We start from the raw sequence: 15,851 nt of genomic DNA, 5'->3' as shown, positions 1-15,851 counted from the left end.
AATAATTAACCATTTATTAATTGATGTTATTGTTGGTGTAATTCTTAATTATCATAATAAACATTAGCTTAACCATACACATACAAAATACAATGGTTTATTTTATTCGAAATAAACAAACAAAAGCATTCATAAATTTACATATCACTTAGATCCTTCTCTTTCTGCACTTTTTTCTTTATTTTTTAAGCAACTGGGAGTTAATCAGGTGCTATCTATTGTTATATTGAATTAAATCAATGAAAATAGATGTTGTCACATCAGTGATATTTTATTTTTGTATGATGTTTAATGTAATTGACTGATAACCACATAACTTTATGTGTGATTATCTTTTTATCTATTGGGCTAATTTTGACCGTTTGAGGTTTCCTATAGGTATTCATTCAAATATATCTCAGTCAGGAGTACTACTATTGTGAGTAAACGTCGTTATCTTACCGGTAAAGAAGTTCAGGCAATGATGCAAGCGGTTTGCTATGGGGCAACGGGCGCCAGAGATTATTGTCTTATTCTGTTGGCATATCGGCATGGGATGCGTATTAGTGAGCTGCTTGATTTGCATTATCAAGATCTTGACCTTAATGAAGGTCGAATAAATATTCGACGGCTGAAGAACGGATTTTCTACAGTTCACCCATTACGTTTTGATGAGCGTGAAGCTGTAGAACGCTGGACCCAGGAACGTGCTAACTGGAAAGGCGCTGAGCAGACCGACGCCATATTTATTTCCCGTCGTGGAAGTCGACTTTCTCGTCAGCAGGCCTATCGCATCATTCGTGATGCCGGTATTGAAGCTGGAACCGTGACGCAGACTCACCCTCATATGTTAAGACATGCTTGCGGTTATGAACTGGCGGAGCGCGGTGCTGATACCCGTTTAATTCAGGATTATCTGGGGCATCGAAATATTCGCCATACTGTGCGTTATACCGCCAGTAATGCAGCACGTTTTGCCGGATTATGGGAAAGAAATAATCTCATAAACGAAAAATTAAAAAGAGAAGAGGTTTGATATAACTTATTGATAAGAAAATGAAAAAATAAAAAAATACAAGACAATTGGGGCCAAACTGTCCATATCATAAAAAAGTTTCGTATTTTTTCTCAAGCATAAAAACATCAAAAAACGACAAAAATCAACTAACTGTTTGATATGTAGACTATTTCTATTGTAAATTAATTTCACATCACCTCCGCTTTACGTAAAGATAACGTCTCTCTTTCTCGAAGCAACTTCCTCATTCTTCTCTCCAAAAACCACCTCATTCAATATAAAAATCTATGAATAAATATAATCACAGAACATAAAGCCAACAAATAAACTGAAAAAGTTCGTGCGCGATGCTTTCCTCTATGAGTCAAAATGGCCCCAAATGTTTCATTTTTTGGGGGGAAACTGTGCAGTGTTGGCAGTCAAACTCGTTTCCAAAACAAAGTGTACAGAACGACTGCCCATATTGATTTATACGTAGATTTAAAAAGGAAAGCAGCATGAAAATTAAAACTCTGGCAATCGTTGTTCTGTCGGCTCTGTCCCTCAGTTCCACAGCGGCTTTGGCCGCTGCTACGACGGTAAATGGTGGGACAGTTCACTTTAAAGGGGAAGTTGTTAACGCCGCTTGTGCGGTTGATGCAGGCTCTGTTGATCAAACTGTTCAGTTAGGTCAAGTGCGTACCGCTTCGTTGGCACAAGAAGGTGCAACCAGTTCTGCTGTCGGTTTTAACATTCAGCTGAATGATTGCGATACCACTGTTGCAGACAAAGCAGCCATTGCCTTCCTTGGCACAGCAATTGATGGAAATCATACCAACGTACTGGCTCTGCAGAGTTCAGCTGCGGGCAGCGCAACAAATGTTGGTGTGCAGATCCTGGACAGAACGGGTACTGCGCTGGCGCTGGACGGTGCGACATTTAGCGCACAAACAACCCTGAACAACGGAACCAACATCATTCCATTCCAGGCACGTTATTTTGCAACCGGTGCTGCAACCCCTGGTGCTGCTAATGCGGATGCGACCTTCAAGGTTCAGTATCAATAACCTACTCAGGTTTAGGGACGTCATTATGGGCAAGGATGCCCACTCCTTGTGCGATAAGAATAATGATGAAAAGGACGAGATTATTTCTAGTAGCGTTGTTGCTGCCGATGTTTGCTCTGGCCGGAAATAAATGGAACACCACGTTGCCCGGCGGAAATATGCAATTTCAGGGCGTCATTATTGCGGAAACTTGCCGGATTGAGGCCGGTGATAAACAAATGACGGTCAATATGGGGCAAATCAGCAGTAACCGGTTTCATGCGGTAGGGGAAGATAGCGCACCGGTGCCTTTTGTTATTCATTTACGGGAATGTAGCACGGTGGTGAGTGAACGTGTGGGCGTGGCTTTTCACGGTGTCGCGGATGGTAAAAATCCGGATGTGCTTTCTGTGGGAGAGGGGCCAGGGATAGCAACCAATATTGGTGTAGCGTTGTTTGATGATGAAGGAAACCTCGTACCGATTAATCGTCCTCCTGTGAACTGGAAGCGGCTTTACTCTGGCTCTACTTCGTTAAATTTCATCGCCAAATATCGTGCTACCGGGCGTCGGGTTACTGGCGGCATCGCCAATGCCCAGGCCTGGTTCTCTTTAACCTATCAGTAATTGTTCAGCAGACAATGTGATAACAGGAACAGGACAGTGAGTAATAAAAACGTCAATGTAAGGAAATCGCAGGAAATAACATTCTGCTTACTGGCAGGTATCCTGATGATCATGGCAATGATGGTTGCCGGACGTGCTGAAGCGGGAGTGGCCTTAGGTGCGACACGCGTAATTTATCCTGCAGGGCAAAAACAAGTGCAACTTGCCGTGACAAATAATGATGAGAATAGCACCTATTTAATTCAATCATGGGTAGAAAATGCCGATGGTGTAAAGGATGGTCGTTTTATCGTGACGCCACCTCTGTTTGCGATGAAGGGAAAAAAAGAGAATACCTTGCGTATTCTTGATGCCACAAATAACCAATTGCCGCAGGATCGGGAAAGTTTGTTCTGGATGAATGTCAAAGCGATTCCGTCAATGGATAAATCAAAATTGACCGAGAATACGCTACAGCTCGCAATTATCAGCCGCATTAAACTGTACTATCGCCCGGCTAAATTAGCGTTGCCACCCGATCAGGCCGCAGAAAAATTAAGATTCCGTCGCGGCGCAAATTCTCTGACGTTGATTAACCCGACACCCTATTACCTGACGGTAACAGAGTTAAATGCCGGAACACGGATTCTTGAAAATGCATTGGTGCCTCCAATGGGCGAAAGCACGGTTAAATTGCCTCCTGATGCAGGAAGCAATATTACTTACCGAACAATAAATGATTATGGCGCACTTACCCCAAAAATGACGGGCGTAATGGAGTAACGCAGGGGGAATTTTTCGCCTGAATAAAAAGAATTGACAGCCGGGTAATTTTAACCGGAGGAATAATGTCATATCTGAATTTAAGACTTTACCAGCGAAACACACAATGCTTACATATTCGTAAGCCTCGTCTGGCTGGTTTTTTTGTCCGACTCTCTGTTGCCTGTGCTTTTGTCGCACAGGCACCTTTGTCATCTGCCGAACTCTATTTTAATCCGCGTTTTTTAGCGGATGATCCCCAGGCTGTGGCTGATTTATCGCGTTTTGAAAATGGGCAAGAATTACCGCCGGGGACGTATCGCGTCGATATCTATTTGAATAATGGTTATATGGCGACGCGTGACGTCACGTTTAATACGGGTGACAGTGAACAAGGGATTGTCCCTTGCCTGACTCGCGCTCAACTCGCCAGTATGGGGCTGAATACAGCTTCTGTCTCCGGTATGAATCTGCTGGCGGATGATGCCTGCGTGCCATTAACCACAATGATCCATGACGCTACTGCGCATTTAGATGTTGGTCAGCAGCGACTCAACCTGACGATCCCTCAGGCATTTATGAGTAATCGCGCGCGTGGTTATATTCCTCCTGAGTTATGGGATCCCGGTATTAATGCCGGATTGCTCAATTATAACTTCAGTGGAAATAGTGTGCAGAATCGGGTTGGGGGTAACAGCCATTATGCATATTTAAACCTACAGAGTGGGTTAAATATTGGTGCATGGCGTTTACGCGACAATACCACCTGGAGTTATAACAGTAGCGGAAATTTATCAGGTAGCAAAAATAAATGGCAGCATATCAATACCTGGCTTGAGCGAGACATCATTCCGTTACGTTCCCGACTGACGCTGGGCGATGGTTATACCCAGGGCGATATTTTCGATGGTATTAACTTTCGCGGCGCACAATTGGCCTCAGATGACAATATGTTACCCGATAGCCAAAGAGGATTTGCCCCGGTGATCCACGGTATTGCGCGTGGTACTGCACAGGTCACTATTAAACAAAATGGGTATGACATTTATAATAGTACGGTGCCACCGGGGCCTTTTACCATCAACGATATCTATGCCGCAGGTAATAGTGGTGACTTGCAGGTAACGATTAAAGAGGCTGACGGTAGCACGCAGATCTTTACCGTACCCTATTCGTCAGTCCCGCTTTTGCAACGTGAAGGGCATACACGTTATTCCATTACGGCAGGAGAATACCGTAGTGGAAATGCGCAGCAGGAAAAACCCCGCTTTTTCCAGAGCACATTACTCCACGGCCTTCCGGCTGGCTGGACAATATATGGTGGAACGCAACTGGCGGATCGTTATCGTGCTTTTAATTTCGGTATCGGGAAAAACATGGGGGCACTGGGCGCTCTGTCGGTGGATATGACGCAGGCTAATGCCACACTTCCCGATGAAAGTCAGCATGACGGACAATCGGTGCGTTTTCTCTATAACAAATCGCTCAATGAGTCAGGCACGAATATTCAGTTAGTGGGTTACCGCTATTCGACCAGCGGATATTTTAATTTCGCTGATACAACATACAGCCGAATGAATGGCTACAACATTGAAACGCAGGATGGTGTTATTCAGGTTAAGCCGAAATTCACCGACTATTACAACCTCGCTTATAACAAACGCGGGAAATTACAGCTCACTGTTACTCAGCAACTCGGGCGCACATCAACACTGTATTTGAGTGGTAGCCATCAAACTTATTGGGGAACAAGTAATGTCGATGAGCAATTCCAGGCTGGATTAAATACTGCGTTCGAAGATATCAACTGGACGCTCAGCTATAGCCTGACGAAAAACGCCTGGCAAAAAGGACGGGATCAGATGTTAGCTCTTAACGTCAACATTCCTTTCAGCCACTGGCTGCGTTCTGACAGTAAATCTCAGTGGCGACATGCCAGTGCCAGCTACAGCATGTCGCACGATCTCAACGGTCGGATGACCAATCTGGCTGGTGTATACGGTACGTTGCTGGAAGACAACAACCTCAGCTATAGCGTGCAAACCGGCTATGCCGGGGGAGGCGATGGTAATAGCGGAAGTACAGGCTACGCCACGCTGAATTATCGCGGTGGCTACGGCAATGCCAACATCGGTTACAGCCATAACGATGATATTAAGCAGTTCTATTACGGAGTCAGCGGTGGGGTACTGGCTCATGCCAATGGCATAACGCTGGGGCAGCCGTTAAACGATACGGTGGTGCTTGTTAAAGCGCCTGGCGCAAAAGATGCAAAAGTCGAAAACCAGACGGGGGTGCGTACCGACTGGCGCGGTTATGCCGTGCTGCCTTATGCCACTGAATATCGCGAAAATAGAGTGGCGCTGGATACCAATACCCTGGCTGATAACGTCGATTTAGATAACGCGGTCGCTAACGTTGTTCCCACCCGTGGGGCAATTGTGCGAGCAGAGTTTAAAGCGCGCGTTGGAATAAAACTGCTCATGACGCTAACCCACAATAATAAGCCGCTGCCGTTTGGGGCGATGGTCACATCAGAGAGCAGCCAGAGTAGCGGCATTGTTGCGGATAATGGCCAGGTTTATCTCAGCGGAATGCCTTTAGCGGGAAAAGTTCAGGTGAAATGGGGAGAAGGGGAGAATGCTCACTGTGTCGCCAATTATCAACTGCCACCAGAGAGTCAGCAGCAGTTATTAACTCAGCTATCAGCTGAATGTCGTTAAGGGGGCGTGATGAAAAGCAAACCTTTTTATCTTCTCTGCGTTTTTTTGTGGCTGGTTGTCAGTCACGCCAGAGCCGCAGATAGCACGATTACTATTCGCGGCTATGTCAGGGATAACGGCTGTAGTGTGGCAGCTGAATCAACCAATTTTACCGTTGATCTGATGGAAAACGCGGCGAAGCAATTTAGCAACATTGGGGCGACGACTCCAGCCGTTCCATTTCGTATTGTGCTGTCACCCTGTGGTAATGCCGTTTCCGCCGTAAAGGTTGGGTTTACCGGTGTTTCAGATAGCCACAATGCCAACCTGCTTGCACTTGATAATACGGTGTCAGCGGCCGCAGGGCTGGGAATACAGCTTCTGAATGAGCAACAAAATCAGATACCCCTTAATGCCCCATCGTCCGCGATTTCGTGGACGACCCTGACGCCGGGTAAACCAAATACGCTGAATTTTTACGCCCGGCTAATGGCGACACAGGTGCCTGTCACTGCGGGGCATATCAATGCCACGGCAACCTTTACTCTTGAATATCAGTAACTGGAGATGCTCATGAAATGGCGCAAACGTGGGTATTTATTGGCGGCAATGTTGGCGCTCGCAAGTGCGACGATACAGGCAGCCGATGTCACCATCACGGTGAACGGTAAGGTCGTCGCCAAGCCGTGCACAGTTTCCACCACCAATGCCACGGTAGATCTCGGCGATCTTTATTCTTTCAGTCTTATATCTGCCGGAGCGGCATCGGCCTGGCATGATGTTGCGCTTGAGTTGACTAATTGTCCGGTGGGAACGTCCAGGGTCACCGCCAGCTTCAGCGGGGCAGCCGACAGCACCGGATATTATAAAAACCAGGGAACCGCGCAAAACATCCAGTTAGAGCTACAGGATGACAGTGGCAACACATTGAATACTGGCGCAACCAAAACAGTTCAGGTGGATGATTCCTCACAATCAGCGCACTTCCCGTTACAGGTCAGAGCATTGACGGTAAATGGCGGAGCCACTCAGGGAACCATTCAGGCAGTGATTAGCATCACCTATACCTACAGCTGAACCCGAAGAGATGATTGTAATGAAACGAGTTATTACCCTGTTTGCTGTACTGCTGATGGGCTGGTCGGTAAATGCCTGGTCATTCGCCTGTAAAACCGCCAATGGTACAGCTATCCCTATTGGCGGTGGCAGCGCCAATGTTTATGTAAATCTTGCGCCCGCCGTGAATGTGGGGCAAAACCTGGTCGTGGATCTTTCGACGCAGATCTTTTGCCATAACGATTACCCGGAAACCATTACAGACTATGTCACACTGCAACGAGGTTCAGCTTATGGCGGTGTGTTATCTAATTTTTCCGGAACCGTAAAATATAATGGCAGTAGCTATCCTTTCCCGACCACCAGCGAAACGCCGCGCATTGTTTATAATTCGAGAACGGATAAGCCCTGGCCGGTGGCGCTTTATCTGACGCCGGTCAGCAGTGCGGGTGGCGTTGCGATTAAGGCAGGCTCATTAATTGCCGTGCTTATTTTGCGACAGACCAACAACTATAACAGCGATGATTTCCAGTTCGTCTGGAATATTTACGCCAATAATGATGTGGTGGTGCCCACTGGCGGCTGTGATGTTTCCGCTCGTGATGTCACCGTTACACTGCCGGACTATCCCGGTTCGGTGCCGATTCCTCTTACCGTTTATTGTGCGAAAAGCCAAAACCTGGGGTATTACCTTTCAGGCACAACCGCAGATGCGGGCAACTCGATTTTCACCAATACCGCGTCGTTTTCGCCAGCACAGGGAGTCGGCGTACAGTTGACGCGCAACGGAACGATTATTCCAGCGAATAGCACTGTGTCATTAGGGGCAGTAGGGACTTCGGCGGTAAGTCTGGGATTAACGGCAAATTACGCACGTACTGGAGGGCAGGTGACTGCAGGTAATGTGCAATCGATTATTGGCGTGACTTTTGTTTATCAATAAAGAAATCACAGGGCTTGCTAATGCTGGTACGTAATATTACGTGATGCGCCAGGCTACCTGCAAAACCTGCATGTTAGCCCTTTGTAGGCCAGATAAGACGCGTCAGCGTCGCATCTGGCATAAACAAAGCGCACTTTGCTGGTCTGTTCCCCTCACCCTAACCCTCTCCCCGGAGGGGCGAGGGGACTGTCTGGGCACATTTTTAGACTTTGTCATCAGTCAGAGCCTGCCATTGGCAGGCTCTGGTGTTCTTTTACGCTACCATGCTGATAATCAACACAATAATCAGCCCAACCACGGAGTTGACCAGTTCCAGCAGACCCCAGGTTTTTAACGTGTCTTTTACCGACAGGTCAAAATAACCCTTAAACAACCAGAAAGATGCATCGTTAATGTGGGTGAGGGTGTTGGAACCCGCAGCCGTCGCCAGCACCAGCAGCGCCGGATTCACGCCAACCAGTTGACCGGTTGCCGGATCAAGGATTGCAGCACTGATAATCCCGGCGGCAGTCATCGCCGAAACCACACCCTGACCGGTCGCCAGACGAATCAGTACGGTGATCAGCCACGCCATGATGTAGGGCGAAATATTGCCATGCGACATCAACATGCCGATGGTGTCACCAATACCGGTGTCGATGATGGTCTGCTTCAGTACGCCGCCAGCACCGATGATCAGAATCACCATCGCAATGCTTTTTACTGCGCTTTCAAAGGCGTTCATCACCCACTGCATATCGTGCCCGCGCGCGGTGCCAAAGAGTACGAACGCAACTACCATCGCAATAAACATCGCAATCGGCGAGGAACCAATAAAGTTAACCACTTCCCACGCAGGCGTGTCTTTTACCAGCCAGATATTGGCGATGGTGGTGGAGATCATAATGATCGCCGGGATCAGCGGCACCAGAATCGAAACGCCGAAAGAGGGCAGATTATTCATATCTACCGGTTGATCTGCTTTCAGGAATGACGGCGTTGGGCGCTCAAGATTGCCGAGGAACTTCGGCAGGATCAGACCTGCGCAGATTACACTTGGGATCGTCACCAGTACGCCATAGATATAAACCATCCCCATATCCGCGCCATAAGCGTTCACCAGCGCCACCGGACCCGGCTGCGGTGGGAACAATGAATGTGCGGTAGTGGCAGCTGCTACTGCCGGGATCGCCAGTTTCAGGAACGGAATTTTAGCTTCGGCGGCAATAACAATAACCAGCGGCGCTAACATGATAAAGGCTACTTCATAGAACATCGCCAGACCGAAAATCAAGCCGATGATAATCACCGATAGCTGTACATAGCGCAGACCGAGACGTGCCAGCAGCGTATGCGCTATCTGGTGAGCAGCGCCGGAGTCGACCATCAATTTACCGATGACCGCACCGAATACCACGATGATAGCCAGTTCCCCCAGCGTGTTGCCGAAGCCCGCTTTCATGGTGTGCAGCAGCGACATCAAATCCATGCCCGCCAGCATCCCGACGGACAGCGCCGCCACCAACAAAGCTACCATCGAGTTGATCTTGAACCTCAAATTCAGTACCAGCATCAGGCCGATACCGAAGACGACCCAAAGAATGTTAAGCACATGCATAACGTTTTACCTTACCTGGTTGAGCCATTGTTATTTTGGGCGACATGTTATGTAAATTGGTCAACCATTTTTGCGATGAATATCACATACCCTGATCAATAACCGTTGTTTACCCTTTGCTGTAATTTGCAACAATCGGCGGGAGAGTAGATTTCTTGTGATGTGGTTAACCAATTTTAGAATCTGGGTTGACATGTCTTACCAAAAGGTAGAACTTATACGCCATCTCATCCGGTGCGACGCCACGGCTGTGGTCTGGTTGTTCATCCGGATACCTAAACAACTCCGGGGTTCCGCGTCTCTTCGCTGTGGAACCCACTATGTGAAAGAGGAAAAATCATGGAACAGACCTGGCGCTGGTACGGCCCAAACGATCCGGTTTCTTTAGCTGATGTCCGTCAGGCGGGCGCAACTGGCGTGGTTACCGCGCTGCACCATATCCCGAACGGCGAAGTATGGTCCGTAGAAGAGATCCTCAAACGCAAGGCTATCGTTGAAGATGCTGGCCTGGTGTGGTCTGTCGTAGAAAGCGTGCCAATTCACGAAGATATCAAAACCCATACCGGCAACTATGAGCAGTGGATCGCTAACTATCAGCAGACCCTGCGCAACCTTGCGCAGTGCGGTATTCGCACTGTGTGCTACAACTTCATGCCTGTGCTCGACTGGACCCGTACTGACCTCGAATACGTGCTGCCAGACGGCTCCAAAGCTCTGCGCTTCGACCAGATCGAATTCGCTGCATTCGAAATGCATATCCTGAAGCGTCCAGGCGCGGAAGCGGATTACACCGAAGAAGAAATTGCTCAGGCTGCTGAACGCTTCGCCACTATGAGCGACGAAGACAAAGCGCGTCTGACCCGTAACATCATTGCTGGTCTGCCGGGCGCGGAAGAAGGCTACACCCTCGACCAGTTCCGTAAGCACCTGGAGCTGTACAAAGATATCGACAAAGCGAAGCTGCGCGAAAACTTTGCGGTCTTCCTGAAAGCCATTATTCCGGTTGCCGAAGAAGTTGGCGTGCGTATGGCTGTTCACCCGGACGATCCGCCGCGCCCGATCCTCGGCCTGCCGCGCATTGTTTCCACCATTGAAGATATGCAGTGGATGGTTGATACCGTAAACAGCATGGCGAACGGTTTCACCATGTGCACCGGTTCTTACGGCGTGCGTGCTGACAACGATCTGGTTGATATGATCAAGCAGTTCGGTCCGCGTATTTACTTTACCCATCTGCGCTCCACCATGCGTGAAGATAACCCGAAAACCTTCCACGAAGCGGCGCACCTGAACGGTGACGTTGATATGTACGAAGTGGTGAAAGCGATTGTTGAAGAAGAACACCGTCGTAAAGCGGAAGGCAAAGAAGACCTGATCCCGATGCGTCCGGACCACGGTCATCAGATGCTGGACGACCTGAAGAAGAAAACCAACCCAGGTTACTCCGCGATTGGTCGTCTGAAAGGCCTGGCCGAAGTTCGCGGTGTCGAACTGGCGATCCAGCGCGCTTTCTTTAGCCGTTAATATCCACCGGCATGGCTGCGCGCCGTGCCGGTTCCTTCTTCCTTGCCGTCACTCTCTGAAGACGGATTCTGGAGTTTACGATGACTACTATTGTTGACAGCAATCTGCCGGTTGCCCGCCCGTCATGGGATCATTCTCGTCTGGAATCACGCATTGTGCATCTCGGTTGCGGGGCGTTTCACCGCGCGCACCAGGCGCTGTACACCCATCATCTGCTGGAAAGCACCGACAGCGACTGGGGTATCTGCGAAGTTAACCTGATGCCAGGTAACGACCGCGTGCTGATCGAAAACCTGAAAAAACAGCAACTGCTGTACACCGTGGCGGAAAAAGGCGCGGAAAGCACCGAGCTGAAAATTATCGGTTCGATGAAAGAAGCTCTGCATCCGGAAATCGACGGTTGCGAAGGTATTCTCAACGCAATGGCGCGTCCGCAAACAGCGATTGTCTCTCTGACGGTCACGGAAAAAGGTTACTGCGCCGATGCGGCAAGCGGTCAGTTGGATCTCAATAACCCGCTGATCAAGCACGACCTGGAAAATCCGACCGCGCCGAAGTCCGCGATTGGTTACATCGTTGAAGCTCTGCGCCTGCGTCGTGAAAAAGGGCTGAAAGCGTTTACCGTGATGTCCTGCGACAACGTGCGTGAAAATGGTCATGTGGCGAAAGTTGCCGTTCTGGGGCTGGCTCAGGCGCGCGACCCACAGCTGGCGGCATGGATTGAAGAAAATGTCACCTTCCCCTGCACTATGGTTGACCGCATCGTTCCGGCGGCGACGCCAGAAACCTTACAGGAAATTGCTGATCAACTGGGCGTTTACGACCCGTGCGCCATTGCCTGCGAACCGTTCCGCCAGTGGGTGATTGAAGATAACTTCGTTAATGGTCGCCCGGACTGGGATAAAGTGGGCGCACAGTTCGTTTCGGACGTTGTACCATTCGAAATGATGAAACTGCGTATGCTCAACGGCAGCCACTCTTTCCTGGCGTACCTTGGTTACCTCGGTGGCTATGAAACCATTGCTGATACCATGACTAACCCGGATTATCGCAAAGCCGCCTTTGCCCTGATGATGCATGAACAAGCGCCAACGCTGTCGATGCCGGAAGGGACTGACCTGAACGCCTATGCGACGCTGCTGATCGAGCGTTTCAGCAACCCGTCTCTGCGTCACCGCACCTGGCAGATTGCGATGGACGGCAGCCAGAAGTTACCGCAGCGTCTGCTGGACCCGGTGCGTCTGCATCTGCAAAACGGCGGTAGCTGGCGTCACCTGGCGCTCGGCGTGGCGGGCTGGATGCGTTACACCCAGGGTGTGGATGAGCAAGGCAACGCCATCGACGTAGTTGACCCGATGCTGGCTGAATTCCAGAAGATCAACGCGCAATATCAGGGAGCAGAACGCGTAAAAGCCCTGTTGAGCCTGAGCGGTATTTTTGCAGATGATCTGCCGCAGAATGCCGACTTTGTTGGCGCAGTGACAGCGGCATATCAGCAACTGTGCGAGCGCGGCGCGCGCGAATGCGTGGCTGCACTGTAACTGACTGATTACCATACAGACTTACTGGTCAATCAAACCAATATTTGGTTGACCAGTTTTCGTTTTTTTGCCTACCTGTACGTGCCAACTTCCAGTGCTAATGGTATAGTTTGTCATTGACGATCTACGTAAGATCGCCCGATGCGCACGCTTATCGAGCCAGGGTATCAATCACAACTTATTAAATACGCACTCTTTGTCGGTCGGATAAGGTGTTCACGCCGTATCCGGCAATAATTTGATTAACCGCACCTAACGGACACAACATCATGAAATCTGCCACCTCTGCGCAAAGACCTTACCAGGAAGTCGGGGCGATGATCCGCGATCTGATCATCAAAACACCGTACAATCCTGGCGAACGGCTGCCGCCGGAGCGTGAAATCGCAGAAATGCTCGAGGTCACGCGCACTGTGGTGCGTGAGGCGTTGATCATGCTGGAGATCAAAGGACTGGTAGAAGTGCGTCGGGGCGCCGGTATTTATGTCCTCGACAGTTCAACCAGCCACACTGCCGACAACGCAGATGCCAACGTCTGTAATGACGCCGGTCCTTTTGAGCTGTTACAGGCGCGTCAGTTACTGGAAAGTAACATCGCGGAATTTGCCGCTTTGCAGGCCACCCGCGAAGATATCGTCAAAATGCGCCAGGCATTGCAGCTTGAAGAACGCGAACTGGCCTCCAGCGCACCGGGCAGCAGTGAAAGCGGCGATATGCAGTTCCACCTCGCCATCGCAGAAGCGACGCATAACAGTATGCTGGTGGAGTTGTTCCGTCAGTCCTGGCAGTGGCGTGAAAACAATCCGATGTGGATCCAGTTGCACAGCCATCTGGATGACAGCTTGTATCGCAAAGAGTGGCTGGGCGATCACAAACAGATCCTCGCGGCGTTAATCAAAAAAGACGCCCGTGCGGCGAAGCTGGCAATGTGGCAGCATCTGGAAAATGTGAAACAGCGCCTGCTGGAATTTTCCAATGTTGACGATATCTATTTTGACGGCTATCTCTTCGACTCCTGGCCGTTGGATAAAGTTGACGCCTGACCCTTTATTTCTGGTGCAAAGTTGAGCAGCTTTGCACCAGGCCCTTTAGCCACGTAATAACCGATATTATTAATAAACGATGAGTAATTTAATAATTACTTATTACATGTCTTTTATAAGCATTTTATATCTATTTAAATCTGAGTGATTATTCGGAATAATCAAAATATATTGGTTTGTTTCTGTCTGGTTTAGTGACTTTTATCAAATTATATCTTTTTAAATAAAAAGTAAGTGGATCTTCATTTCTGTTCAGGGTCTTATACTTTGCGGGCGAGAATCAAGCCTGTTATCAGGCACGGATGCAATGAGCAAAAAGGAATGACTATGGAAAATGAGCATCAACCCAGTGGTGTCATGCCGTCAGGGCAAGATATCGATGCCGCTAAACGTCAGGAGTGCGCAAAATGATGCGCCAATTACTTCAGACCGTATTACCTGAAAACACAGGCAGCAATACATCATCGCTGCGTGATTCCGTATGTCGGGATCTCTTTCAACTTTTCAATTCTCCTCATTCACCGCTACCTGCATTACTTATTTCAGGTATGCCAGAGTGGCAAGGGGATAATCAGAGCGACAAACATCTCCAGAGCTGGTATTGCCGTCAGTTGCGTTCCGCTCTTTTATTTCATGAACCACGTATTGCTGCATTGCAAGTGAGTCTGAAAGAAGCATATTGCCACGATCTGACGATCAGTCTGGAGATGATGCTGTACCACGACGATGAACCTCTGACGTTTGAGTTGGTCTGGCAGCATGGCGGTTGGTACAGTGCGACGGTGGGAAAAGTCAGCTAAATACCATCTTCTGCGTTTTACTCTGTCAGCCGTCCGAACGGGCTTCTACGTCCATTCGGGCGGCAGACAACCGCTTATGCAGTTTCAAACGTTCCTTTCACACACGCCTTGCCGTCTTTGACCATCAGTTTGCCGTGAGCGTACACCTGCTCAATGCGCAGTTCCGGTGTCATAACCAGCAAATCCGCGTCATTGCCGGGCAGAATTTCACCTTTCCCTGTCAGGTTGAGGAAACCGGCGACGCTGCTGGTGAGTGGACGCACGGCATCGCTGATACTGAAACCGAAGTCTTTGACCAGCACCTGTACGGTTTCCAGCAAAGTCTCAAAACCGGCAACGCCGATATGCGTTAAATTCCCCTCGTCGTCAAAGAACGGCTGGCTACCGTTGCCGTCGGAGCTGAGGGTGATGCGAGCCAGCGGAATACCCGCCTGAACGGCGCGGGCAATCCCTTCTGCAGGGGCGACCGGCTCGTCAATGCTGCTGGTGATGTCGATGGTGCCGCCTTTCAGGGCGAACTCCAGCGCCTGTTCAAACAAAGGAACGTTACGGTTAACGTGCGTCGGCAGTAACTTGCTGATTGGCACATCGCAGTTTTCCAGGAGGTCATAGATTGGCTGTAACGCCTTTTTGCTGTCGCCCATGTGGAACACGGTGACGCCAGGTTTACCGCCGAGCAAGCCACCAACGCGGGATTCCGCCGCCATATTGGCCAGATGATAAACATCCGGTGCGGCAGAGCGGTGATCAGAAATGGCACATTTCACACCAATCACCCGATCGATAATCGCCACATCTTTTTCCACGGAACCCGTAATGGTGCGGGAAGGTACATGATACGCACCGGTCAGCATCCAGGCGCTGATACCTTCTTCATTGAGCGCACGGGTCTTGGCAAGGAGGGATTCCGGGTGGCGAGAGATAGAGTCGGTGCCAAGCAGGCCAACCACCGATGTGACGCCCGCTTCCGTCAGGCGGCTTAACGCCACTTCCGGCGTGCGTGTCGTGGGACCAGCTTCGCCGCCGCCGCCAATCAAATGAACGTGTTGATCAATAAAGCCAGGGCAGAGGATCTGCCCACTGAGATCGACAACCGTGCAGTCCGGTACGATGTCAGAAGGGATATTGCTGGCAACGGCGATAATCTTGCCGTTAGCGATAAGGACATCGCAAACTCCCCGATCTTCCGGCGCATACAAATGCGCTCCCTGCAGCAGGATGAAACCGGCTGCGGAATAATCAATCATGTAAACTCC

Annotated in this window: 14 protein-coding genes; 12 read left to right on the top strand and 2 right to left on the bottom strand. The window is 49.6% G+C overall.

What is annotated here, in order from left to right; translation table 11 throughout:
- The first annotated feature begins 418 nt into the window (after nucleotides 1-418).
- The 8 genes from fimE to fimH all read left to right on the top strand — a co-directional run bounded on the left by fimE (nucleotide 419) and on the right by fimH (nucleotide 8,090).
- Nucleotides 419-1,015 carry a type 1 fimbria switch DNA invertase FimE gene (gene fimE, locus LG381_RS01370; protein ID WP_000044716.1) on the top strand — a complete coding sequence of 199 codons (597 nt, stop codon included), beginning with the start codon at nucleotides 419-421 and terminating at the stop codon, nucleotides 1,013-1,015.
- 479 nt (nucleotides 1,016-1,494) lie between these two features.
- Nucleotides 1,495-2,043, top strand: coding sequence for a type 1 fimbrial major subunit FimA (gene fimA / locus LG381_RS01365; RefSeq protein WP_000695568.1), 549 nt, complete (start codon nucleotides 1,495-1,497; stop codon nucleotides 2,041-2,043).
- 65 nt (nucleotides 2,044-2,108) lie between these two features.
- Nucleotides 2,109-2,648 carry a fimbrial protein gene (locus LG381_RS01360; RefSeq protein WP_105280712.1) on the top strand — a complete coding sequence of 180 codons (540 nt, stop codon included), beginning with the start codon at nucleotides 2,109-2,111 and terminating at the stop codon, nucleotides 2,646-2,648.
- Nucleotides 2,649-2,684: 36 nt separating this feature from the next.
- Nucleotides 2,685-3,410, top strand: coding sequence for a type 1 fimbria chaperone FimC (gene fimC / locus LG381_RS01355; protein ID WP_085460270.1), 726 nt, complete (start codon nucleotides 2,685-2,687; stop codon nucleotides 3,408-3,410).
- A gap of 65 nt (nucleotides 3,411-3,475) precedes the next feature.
- On the top strand, nucleotides 3,476-6,112 hold the full coding sequence (gene fimD / locus LG381_RS01350) for a fimbrial usher FimD (protein WP_225761941.1): 2,637 nt from the start codon (nucleotides 3,476-3,478) through the stop codon (nucleotides 6,110-6,112).
- Between the two features lie 9 nt (nucleotides 6,113-6,121).
- On the top strand, nucleotides 6,122-6,652 hold the full coding sequence (locus LG381_RS01345) for a fimbrial protein (protein ID WP_225761940.1): 531 nt from the start codon (nucleotides 6,122-6,124) through the stop codon (nucleotides 6,650-6,652).
- A 12-nt stretch (nucleotides 6,653-6,664) separates the two neighbouring features.
- The gene (fimG, locus tag LG381_RS01340) at nucleotides 6,665-7,168 is read left to right on the top strand and encodes a type 1 fimbria minor subunit FimG (RefSeq protein ID WP_000872017.1); all 504 of its coding nucleotides are present in this window, start codon (nucleotides 6,665-6,667) and stop codon (nucleotides 7,166-7,168) included.
- A 19-nt stretch (nucleotides 7,169-7,187) separates the two neighbouring features.
- Complete coding sequence (fimH, locus tag LG381_RS01335; RefSeq protein ID WP_225761939.1) at nucleotides 7,188-8,090, top strand: type 1 fimbria D-mannose specific adhesin FimH; 903 nt, start codon at nucleotides 7,188-7,190, stop codon at nucleotides 8,088-8,090.
- A gap of 253 nt (nucleotides 8,091-8,343) precedes the next feature.
- On the opposite strand, the gene gntP is transcribed toward fimH, so the two are convergent.
- Nucleotides 8,344-9,687, bottom strand: a complete 1,344-nt coding sequence (gene gntP / locus LG381_RS01330; protein ID WP_225761938.1) for a gluconate permease GntP — start codon at nucleotides 9,685-9,687, stop codon at nucleotides 8,344-8,346.
- 339 nt (nucleotides 9,688-10,026) lie between these two features.
- On the opposite strand from gntP, the gene uxuA reads away from it, so the two are divergent.
- From uxuA to iraD, 4 genes are all read left to right on the top strand, one after another.
- Nucleotides 10,027-11,211 (top strand): mannonate dehydratase, encoded by a 1,185-nt coding sequence (gene uxuA, locus LG381_RS01325; protein WP_000438582.1) that lies wholly within the window; start codon nucleotides 10,027-10,029, stop codon nucleotides 11,209-11,211.
- Between the two features lie 80 nt (nucleotides 11,212-11,291).
- Nucleotides 11,292-12,752, top strand: a complete 1,461-nt coding sequence (locus tag LG381_RS01320; RefSeq protein WP_225761937.1) for a fructuronate reductase — start codon at nucleotides 11,292-11,294, stop codon at nucleotides 12,750-12,752.
- A 269-nt stretch (nucleotides 12,753-13,021) separates the two neighbouring features.
- Nucleotides 13,022-13,795 carry a Uxu operon transcriptional regulator gene (gene uxuR / locus LG381_RS01315; RefSeq protein ID WP_000833697.1) on the top strand — a complete coding sequence of 258 codons (774 nt, stop codon included), beginning with the start codon at nucleotides 13,022-13,024 and terminating at the stop codon, nucleotides 13,793-13,795.
- Nucleotides 13,796-14,202: 407 nt separating this feature from the next.
- Nucleotides 14,203-14,595 (top strand): anti-adapter protein IraD, encoded by a 393-nt coding sequence (gene iraD / locus LG381_RS01310; RefSeq protein WP_032227041.1) that lies wholly within the window; start codon nucleotides 14,203-14,205, stop codon nucleotides 14,593-14,595.
- Between the two features lie 74 nt (nucleotides 14,596-14,669).
- Here the strand turns inward: iraD and iadA are convergent, their stop codons facing one another.
- The gene (gene iadA, locus LG381_RS01305) at nucleotides 14,670-15,842 is read right to left on the bottom strand and encodes a beta-aspartyl-peptidase (RefSeq protein ID WP_032227042.1); all 1,173 of its coding nucleotides are present in this window, start codon (nucleotides 15,840-15,842) and stop codon (nucleotides 14,670-14,672) included.
- Nucleotides 15,843-15,851 lie beyond the last annotated feature (9 nt).

Source organism: Escherichia sp. Marseille-Q3837, from assembly GCF_916618735.1.
GTDB classification, from domain to species: domain Bacteria; phylum Pseudomonadota; class Gammaproteobacteria; order Enterobacterales; family Enterobacteriaceae; genus Escherichia; species Escherichia ruysiae.
The sequence above is the reverse complement of the archived record's forward strand: the minus strand, read 5'-3'. Positions and strand labels throughout refer to the sequence as shown.

Bases quoted from the DNA above. Each gene is read 5' to 3' on its own strand.
- fimA (WP_000695568.1), top strand. From the start codon at position 1,495: ATGAAAATTAAAACTCTGGCAATCGTTGTTCTGTCGGCTCTGTCCCTC.
- LG381_RS01360 (WP_105280712.1), top strand. From the start codon at position 2,109: ATGAAAAGGACGAGATTATTTCTAGTAGCGTTGTTGCTGCCGATGTTT.
- fimD (WP_225761941.1), top strand. From the start codon at position 3,476: ATGTCATATCTGAATTTAAGACTTTACCAGCGAAACACACAATGCTTA.
- LG381_RS01345 (WP_225761940.1), top strand. From the start codon at position 6,122: ATGAAAAGCAAACCTTTTTATCTTCTCTGCGTTTTTTTGTGGCTGGTT.
- fimG (WP_000872017.1), top strand. From the start codon at position 6,665: ATGAAATGGCGCAAACGTGGGTATTTATTGGCGGCAATGTTGGCGCTC.
- fimH (WP_225761939.1), top strand. From the start codon at position 7,188: ATGAAACGAGTTATTACCCTGTTTGCTGTACTGCTGATGGGCTGGTCG.
- gntP (WP_225761938.1), bottom strand. From the start codon at position 9,687: ATGCATGTGCTTAACATTCTTTGGGTCGTCTTCGGTATCGGCCTGATG.
- uxuA (WP_000438582.1), top strand. From the start codon at position 10,027: ATGGAACAGACCTGGCGCTGGTACGGCCCAAACGATCCGGTTTCTTTA.
- LG381_RS01320 (WP_225761937.1), top strand. From the start codon at position 11,292: ATGACTACTATTGTTGACAGCAATCTGCCGGTTGCCCGCCCGTCATGG.
- uxuR (WP_000833697.1), top strand. From the start codon at position 13,022: ATGAAATCTGCCACCTCTGCGCAAAGACCTTACCAGGAAGTCGGGGCG.
- iraD (WP_032227041.1), top strand. From the start codon at position 14,203: ATGATGCGCCAATTACTTCAGACCGTATTACCTGAAAACACAGGCAGC.
- iadA (WP_032227042.1), bottom strand. From the start codon at position 15,842: ATGATTGATTATTCCGCAGCCGGTTTCATCCTGCTGCAGGGAGCGCAT.